Raw genomic sequence first — 7,011 nt, forward strand, 5'->3', positions numbered from 1 at the left:
CTTCTCGTCATGGTGTGTGGGGTGGTGGGGTGTGCGGGGCGCGGGGGTCAGTTCAGGTCCGTGCGGTCCAGCGCCCCGTCGACGAGCTCGCCTATCCGGGCGCTCGACCGGCGGGCCTCCAGATGGAGCCGGCCCACGTTGACGCGTGGCTCGGCGAGCAGCGTGAGGACGGCCGAGCCGCCCGCCGCGTACGTGGCGACATAGCCGAGCTCGCCCCGTACCAGCAGTTCGCGGAAGCCGCCCTGCCCGGTGGACTCGGTCAGCCGCCGGCCGACGCCCAGGGCCGCCGCGGTCAGCGCGGCCATGGCCTCCGTCTCGGTGCCGACCGTGTCCTGGGCGAGGACCAGGCCGTCGGCGCTGGCCGCCAGCGCCCCGGTCAGCTGGGGCAGCCGGGCCCGCAGCCGTCTCAGCTCGGCGAGTACCTCGGCTTCCGCCGACATCAGTTGTCTCCTCTCGGCGCGCAGGCGCAGGGCGCGTCGCATCACGGACTTGCCTCCAGGGCGTCACGGAGCCGGCGCAGCAGGGCGATGTCCGGTTCCGCCGTGGCCTCGCCGACCCAGGCGGGCACGGCGGGCGGGGCGGTCGGCACGGGGGCGGGCGGGGTCTCGACGAGGCCGGCGGCCGCGAGGCGGCGGACGTCGAGGAGGGTGTGGAAGGCCGGGCGGCCGAGCAGCCGCGCGATGTCCGCGGGGGTGCGCGCTCCGTCGGCGGCGGCCAGCAGGGACCGCTGCCGCGGGCTCGCCGTCTGGCCGGGAGCGGGGGCGCGGGGCCGTACCGGGGCGGTGTCCACGGCGTCGTACGGCCAGACGCTGTCGAGGAGTTCACGGCGGCGTACGGTCTCGCGCTCGACGGCCTCGGTGGAGACCGGCCGCACCGTGCCGAGCCAGTGGCTCACGCCGTACCGGAAGCGGGTCGGGCCCGCGGTGGGCGAGAGGGCGAAGAACGCCGCGTCGAAGACGGCCTCCAGATGGCAGATCTCCAGCTCGCCGTCGCCCAGCCGGCCGCTGTCCACCAGGAACCGGCCCACCGCCTGCCGGGCCCCGGCCCGGTCCACCGCCTCGTCCCAGCCCTCCCGGGGCAGCCGGCCGCCGGCGGTGAGGAGGACGTCGAGACCGGGTGCGGCGGGGCTCTCGGCGTGCACCACCCGGCCGTCGACGAGGTAGAGCGTGCCGTGGTCGCGCAGCAGGGCGCCGGTGGCGCGTTCGGCGGCGAGGCGGGTGAGCATCGGGGAGACGGTCATCCGAGGACCAGCCTCTCGGCGAGGTCGCGCAGCCGGATCCGGGCGAGGGCCAGGTTCCCGGTGTCGCGATCCAGCCACAGGTGCAGGAAGACGCTGCTGTCGAAGGCCGTCTCGACGAAGCGGAGGAGGTGGTAGCCGCCGCGGGTGGTGACGATCAGGTCCTCGACGGGTGGCCCCTTCGATAAGGACTCCGCAGACTCCGCGGACTCCTTGCCTCCGGCCGTGAAGGAGTCGTACTCCGCCGCCGCGCGGGCCAGTTCGGCCGTCTCGGCGGCGGTCGTCTCGTGGTCGCCGACCGGCGATTCGCCCGCCGTGCCGAGAGCCAGCCCGCTGGTCCAGTCGACCAGGGAGGCTCCCCGCGCACCCGGCACGGCCATGGCCTCCCGCAGGCACTCGTCGATTCCGGGCACGCGGACTCCCCTCCCGATGCGGCGCGCGGGCGTACGGCAGTGACGGTGACGTTACTCAACGTCGTGCCTGCCGTCAGGAGTTCTGGCATTTTCCATCGGAACATGCCAGTCGATCAGTCCCGGACTTGAGCCCTCCGCCGTCAGCCTTCCCGGCGCATCCGCAGCACGGCCTTGTTGACCGCCCACAGGCCGATACCGATGGCGAGCAGCACCCCGGCCCGGATGTACACGTCCGCCGAACGGTCCGCGAGCGGGCTGGCCAGGATCACGGCGGTGATCGCGCCGAGCACCGGAAGCACCGTCGGGGTGCGGAAGTGGGCGTGCTCCACCCGGTCCTTGCGCAGGACGAGGACGGCGATGTTGACCACGGCGAAGACGCACAGCAGGAGGAACGCGGTGGTGTCGCCGAGGCCCTCGATCTCGCCGGTGGACACCAGGCCGATGGCGAGGAGGGTGACGAAGACGATGCCGGTGAGAGGCGTACGGCGGTTCTTCAGGACCTTGCCCATCGCGCGCGGCAGGACCTTCTCGTTGGCCAGGCCGTAGCAGAGCCGGGAGGCCATCATGATGTTGATGAGCGCGGAGTTGGTGACCGCGAACAGGGCGATGAGCGCGAAGAGCTTCGGCGGGAAGTCGACCCCGCCCGCCTTCACGACCTCCAGGAGCGGACCGCTGGACCTCTCCAGGGTGCCGTGGTCCACCAGCAGCGAGGAGACCAGGGCGACCAGGACGTAGATGGTGCCGGTGACGGCGACGCCGGTGAAGATGGCCCGGGGGAAGGTGCGGACCGGATCCTGGGTCTCCTCCGCCATGTTGACCGAGTCCTCGAAGCCGACGAAGGCGAAGAAGCCCAGCGCGGTGGCTCCGAGCACACTGGTCATCAGGGCGAATCCGGTGCCGGACGCCTCGAACTCGCCGAGCCGCGACGGCTCTCCGTCGCCCGTGAACACGGCCCAGGCTCCGATCGCGAGGATGATCAGGAGTCCGGTCAGCTCGACGAGGGTGAGGACGACGTTCGTCTTCACGGACTCCGAGACCCCGCGCAGTGCGAGAGAGGCGAGGGCGACGATGAAGACGATCGCGATCAGGGTGGGCGGGATCGCGTCCGTGAACTCCTGGAAGTAGTCCCCGCTGAACGCCCGGGCCGCCGCGCTCGCCGAGGAGAGCCCCGAACACATCACCATGAACGCCACGATGAAGGTGAGGAAGGGGACCTTGAACGCCTTCTGGGTGTAGAGCGCGGCGCCGGCCGCCTTGGGGTACTTGCCGACGAGCTCCACGTACGAGGCGGCGGTCAGCAGGGCGACGACGAAGCCGATCGCGAACGGCAGCCAGAGCGCGCCGCCGACCTTCCCGGCGACCTTGCCGGTGGTCGCGTAGATGCCGGTGCCGAGGATGTCGCCGATGACGAAGAGGATGAGGAGCTTGGGCCCGATGGCGCGCTTGAGCGGCGGCTGCGCGGGCTCTGCGGGCTCGGTGGTGGACGCGGATGTGGCCATGGAGACCCCTTTCCCGTTTGCCGATGGGAAGGTCCCTGCCCCGGCGGCACACGCCTGATGCCCGCCGCGCTGTCACTCCTACGGACGTACGGACTGGGGGGTACGGGCTCGCGGGTGCGGGCCCGTCCGTACGGGCTGTGCGGTGCGGGCACGGGTTGCGGGCTCAGCCGCGGCGCTCCACCGAGGCGGCGACGTCGTCGAGGTCCCTGGCGAGCGCCCGGCGCACCGCCCGGACGCCGAGTCCGCCGAGGAGCCTGGTGAACAGGCCCGTGGAGCGGCCGTCGGCCGGGCGGGCCGAGAACGTCATCCGTACGGTCGTCGCGTCGGCCCCGTCCGGGCGCAGGGCGATCTCCGAGACGTAGTGCATGCCGTGGGAGTCGGCCACCGTCACGTACCGGTCGGGCGGAACGCTCTCGGTCACGGTCATCTCCTCCGTGGCCTCCTTGCCGAACATCCTGCGGGTCTCGCGCCAGCGGGTGCCGACCCCGAAGGCACCCTCGGTGAGCACCTCGACCCGGTCGACGCCGGTGAGGATCCGCTCCATGTCCTTCAGGTCCGTCATGGTCTCCCAGACGGGGCCGGGAGTGGCCCGGATCCGGCGCTCGACGACGACGCTCTTGGTAGCCATGGCTCCACGGAACCACCGGTGCGTCAGTCCAGCAACGCGTCGGCGAGGCCGCCGCCCGACTCGGCGACGATCTCGTCGAGCGTCTGGGGTTCGCGCACGGTCGCGAAGGCGACGCCTCCCCCGTCGGTGACGGTGAAGCCGTGGATGCCGGGTCTGGGCAGGCTGTTGTACGCGTAGTGGTGGGCGAAGTAGTAGGCGCCGGTGTCCGGTACGGCGACGATGTCGTCCGGCCGGAGCAGCGGCAGGGCGCGGGCGGTGGCGAGCATGTCGCCCGTGAAGCAGGCGGGTCCGGCCACGTCCTGGACGACGTCCTGGGGGATCTCGGGACCGGTGCGGGGCCGGCCGTCGGCGTCGTACGCGAGGATGCGCAACGGCCAGGATTCGGGGGCGTAGACGGTCCGGGTGGCGACCTGGACCCCGGCGTGGGTGACGGCGATCGGGCGGCCGCCGGAGGTCTTGGTGTACTCGACGCGGGCCAGGATCGTGCCGTGCTTGGCCAGCAGCGACCGGCCGAACTCGGTCACCAGGGCGTAGCGCCCGTCGAACAGGCCGGGGACGGTCGCGGCGAGCAGCCGGGCGTACTCGGCGTAGGTCGGGGTCTCCTCGTCGGTGTCGAAGTTCACCGGCAGTCCGCCGCCGATGTCGAGCGTGTCGATCTGCTGCCGTCCGGCCTTGGTGTTGATCTCCTCGGCGAGCGCGTGGGCGGCCGCGACGCCCTCGGCCATCAGGGCGAGCGGGACGCCCTGGGAGCCGGTGTGGGTGTGCAGCCGGGTCAGCCACGGCCGTTCGAGGTAGGCCTGGACGACGGACTCGCGCGCGCCCTCGTCGCGCAGCGCGACCCCGAACTTCGACGTGGCGGTCGCGGTGGACAGGGCACCGATCGCACCGGCGCCGATCTGCGGGTTCACCCGCAGTCCGAGGGGGCTCGCGGTCGGCGCCGAGGCGACGAGCGTGTCGAGCCGGGCCAGCTCCTGGGGGTTGTCGGCGTTGACCGCGATCCCCAGGGCCAGGGCCTGCCGCAGTTCGGCGGGGGTCTTGGCGGGGGAGTCGAGGACGGTACGGGACGGCGGGATCCCGGCCGCGCGGGCCAGGGCCAGCTCACCGGGGCTCGCGACCTCGGCGCCGAGCCCCGCTTCGTACAGCAGGCGCAGCACCGGGACGAGGGGGGCGGCCTTCACGGCGAAGGCGTGCAGGACGGGGGCGTCGGTGACGGCGGCGAAGGCGGAGCGGAGGGCGGCGGCCGAGGCGCGGACGCCGGCGGTGTCGAGGAGGGCGACGACGGGCCGGTCGGGGGAGAGGAGGCCTTGTTCGACGGCGGCTCGGACGGCCTGGTCGCGACGGTGGGAAGCCATGGGTCCATCCCATCACCGGGTGGCGTGCCGCCGCAGCTGTTGACTACAAGTATTCAGCGGTCCAAGATGTGAATAACCGATTCACATCGCAGTTCGTCGGAGTTGTGCCGGAGGAGGCATCCCCATGTCAGGACCCCGCCCCGTACGGGCCCCGCGCGGTACGGAACTGAGCACCCTGGGATGGCAGCAGGAGGCCGCCCTCCGCATGCTGCAGAACAACCTCGATCCCGAGGTCGCCGAGCACCCCGACAAGCTCGTCGTCTACGGCGGCACGGGGAAGGCCGCGCGTGACTGGCGCTCCTTCGACGCCATGGTGCGCACCCTGAGGACCCTCAAGCAGGACGAGACGATGCTCGTCCAGTCCGGCCGCCCCGTCGGCGTCATGCAGACCCACGAGTGGGCCCCGCGCGTGCTCATCGCCAACTCCAACCTGGTCGGCGACTGGGCGAACTGGGAGGAGTTCCGGCGCCTGGAGCAGCTGGGCCTGACCATGTACGGCCAGATGACGGCCGGTTCCTGGATCTACATCGGCACCCAGGGCATCCTGCAGGGCACCTACGAGACCTTCGCGGCCGTCGCGGCGAAGAAGTTCGGCGGCACCCTGGCCGGCACGATCACGCTGACCGCCGGCCTCGGCGGCATGGGCGGCGCCCAGCCGCTCGCCGTCACGATGAACGACGGCGTCGCGATCTGTATCGACGTCGACCCGCGCGCCATCGAGCGGCGCATCGAGCACCGCTACCTCGACGTCAAGGCCGACAACCTCGCCCACGCGCTGGCGCTGGCGACCGAGGCCCGCGACGCGCGCCGCCCGCTCTCCATCGGCCTGCTCGGCAACGCGGCGGAGCTGCTGCCGCGGATGCTCGCCGAGGGCGCCCCGATCGACATCGTCACCGACCAGACCTCGGCCCACGACCCGCTCTCCTACCTGCCGGTGGGCGTCGACTTCGACGACATGGCGGCGTACGCGGCGAAGGACCCGGCGGGCTTCACCACCCGGGCCCGCGAGTCGATGGCCCGGCACGTCGAGGCCATGGTCGGCTTCATGGACGCGGGCGCCGAGGTCTTCGACTACGGCAACTCCATCCGCGGCGAGGCGCAACTGGCCGGATACGACCGGGCCTTCGCCTTCCCCGGCTTCGTACCCGCCTACATCCGCCCGCTGTTCTGCGAGGGCAAGGGCCCCTTCCGCTGGGCGGCCCTGTCGGGAGAGGCGTCGGACATCGCCAAGACCGACAAGGCGATGCTGGAGCTCTTCCCCGAGAACGAGTCCCTCCACCGCTGGATCAAGATGGCCGGGGAGCGGGTCCACTTCCAGGGCCTGCCGGCCCGGATCTGCTGGCTCGGCTACGGCGAGCGCGACCGCGCGGGCGAGCGCTTCAACGACATGGTGGCGAGCGGCGAGCTCGCGGCGCCGCTCGCGATCGGCCGCGACCACCTCGACTGCGGCTCGGTGGCCTCCCCGTACCGCGAGACCGAGGCGATGCTCGACGGCTCCGACGCGATCGCCGACTGGCCGCTCCTCAACGCCATGGTCAACGTCGCCTCGGGCGCCTCATGGGTCTCGCTGCACCATGGCGGCGGCGTCGGCATGGGCCGCTCCATCCACGCGGGCCAGGTCACGGTCGCCGACGGCACCGCGCTGGCCGGCGAGAAGATCCGCCGCGTCCTGACCAACGACCCGGGCATGGGCGTCATCCGCCACGTCGACGCGGGCTACGACATCGCGGAGCAGGTCGCCGACGACAAGGGCGTGCGGGTGCCCATGCGCGAGGAAGGCACCGCGTGAGCGACAGCTTCCACGCCATGTGGCGGTCGCCAAAGGTATTTCGGGCTATGCGCATTGGTGTGCTCACCTCCGGCGGCGACTGCCCCGGTCTGA

7 protein-coding genes are annotated in these 7,011 nt (G+C 72.2%); 1 reads left to right on the forward strand and 6 read right to left on the reverse strand.

What is annotated here, in order from left to right; translation table 11 throughout:
• Positions 1–47: 47 nt before the first annotated feature.
• The 6 genes from ACWDX6_RS24555 to ACWDX6_RS24580 all read right to left on the reverse strand — a co-directional run bounded on the left by ACWDX6_RS24555 (position 48) and on the right by ACWDX6_RS24580 (position 5,129).
• Complete coding sequence (locus ACWDX6_RS24555; RefSeq protein WP_451487050.1) at positions 48–482, reverse strand: roadblock/LC7 domain-containing protein; 435 nt, start codon at positions 480–482, stop codon at positions 48–50.
• A complete protein-coding gene (locus ACWDX6_RS24560) occupies positions 482–1,240 on the reverse strand; it encodes a transcriptional regulator (protein WP_451487043.1) in 759 nt (252 codons plus the stop codon). Before ACWDX6_RS24560 ends, ACWDX6_RS24555 begins: the two co-directional genes overlap by 1 nt.
• Positions 1,237–1,650, reverse strand: a complete 414-nt coding sequence (locus tag ACWDX6_RS24565) for a hypothetical protein (protein WP_451487044.1) — start codon at positions 1,648–1,650, stop codon at positions 1,237–1,239. Before ACWDX6_RS24565 ends, ACWDX6_RS24560 begins: the two co-directional genes overlap by 4 nt.
• A gap of 140 nt (positions 1,651–1,790) precedes the next feature.
• Positions 1,791–3,149, reverse strand: a complete 1,359-nt coding sequence (locus ACWDX6_RS24570) for an APC family permease (protein WP_451487045.1) — start codon at positions 3,147–3,149, stop codon at positions 1,791–1,793.
• Between the two features lie 163 nt (positions 3,150–3,312).
• A complete protein-coding gene (locus tag ACWDX6_RS24575; RefSeq protein WP_451487046.1) occupies positions 3,313–3,777 on the reverse strand; it encodes an SRPBCC family protein in 465 nt (154 codons plus the stop codon).
• 23 nt (positions 3,778–3,800) lie between these two features.
• Positions 3,801–5,129, reverse strand: coding sequence for a diaminopimelate decarboxylase (locus ACWDX6_RS24580; RefSeq protein ID WP_451487047.1), 1,329 nt, complete (start codon positions 5,127–5,129; stop codon positions 3,801–3,803).
• 124 nt (positions 5,130–5,253) lie between these two features.
• Between ACWDX6_RS24580 and hutU the strand changes: the two genes are divergently transcribed.
• Positions 5,254–6,918 carry a urocanate hydratase gene (gene hutU / locus ACWDX6_RS24585; protein ID WP_451487048.1) on the forward strand — a complete coding sequence of 555 codons (1,665 nt, stop codon included), beginning with the start codon at positions 5,254–5,256 and terminating at the stop codon, positions 6,916–6,918.
• Positions 6,919–7,011: the final 93 nt, after the last annotated feature.

This window comes from Streptomyces sp. NPDC003027 (genome assembly GCF_053591435.1).

What these genes read in the sequence shown, in the direction of transcription:
- hutU (WP_451487048.1), top strand. Translation starts at nt 5,254, where the DNA reads ATGTCAGGACCCCGCCCCGTACGGGCCCCGCGCGGTACGGAACTGAGC.
- ACWDX6_RS24560 (WP_451487043.1), bottom strand. Translation starts at nt 1,240, where the DNA reads ATGACCGTCTCCCCGATGCTCACCCGCCTCGCCGCCGAACGCGCCACC.
- ACWDX6_RS24575 (WP_451487046.1), bottom strand. Translation starts at nt 3,777, where the DNA reads ATGGCTACCAAGAGCGTCGTCGTCGAGCGCCGGATCCGGGCCACTCCC.
- ACWDX6_RS24580 (WP_451487047.1), bottom strand. Translation starts at nt 5,129, where the DNA reads ATGGCTTCCCACCGTCGCGACCAGGCCGTCCGAGCCGCCGTCGAACAA.
- ACWDX6_RS24570 (WP_451487045.1), bottom strand. Translation starts at nt 3,149, where the DNA reads ATGGCCACATCCGCGTCCACCACCGAGCCCGCAGAGCCCGCGCAGCCG.
- ACWDX6_RS24555 (WP_451487050.1), bottom strand. Translation starts at nt 482, where the DNA reads ATGCGACGCGCCCTGCGCCTGCGCGCCGAGAGGAGACAACTGATGTCG.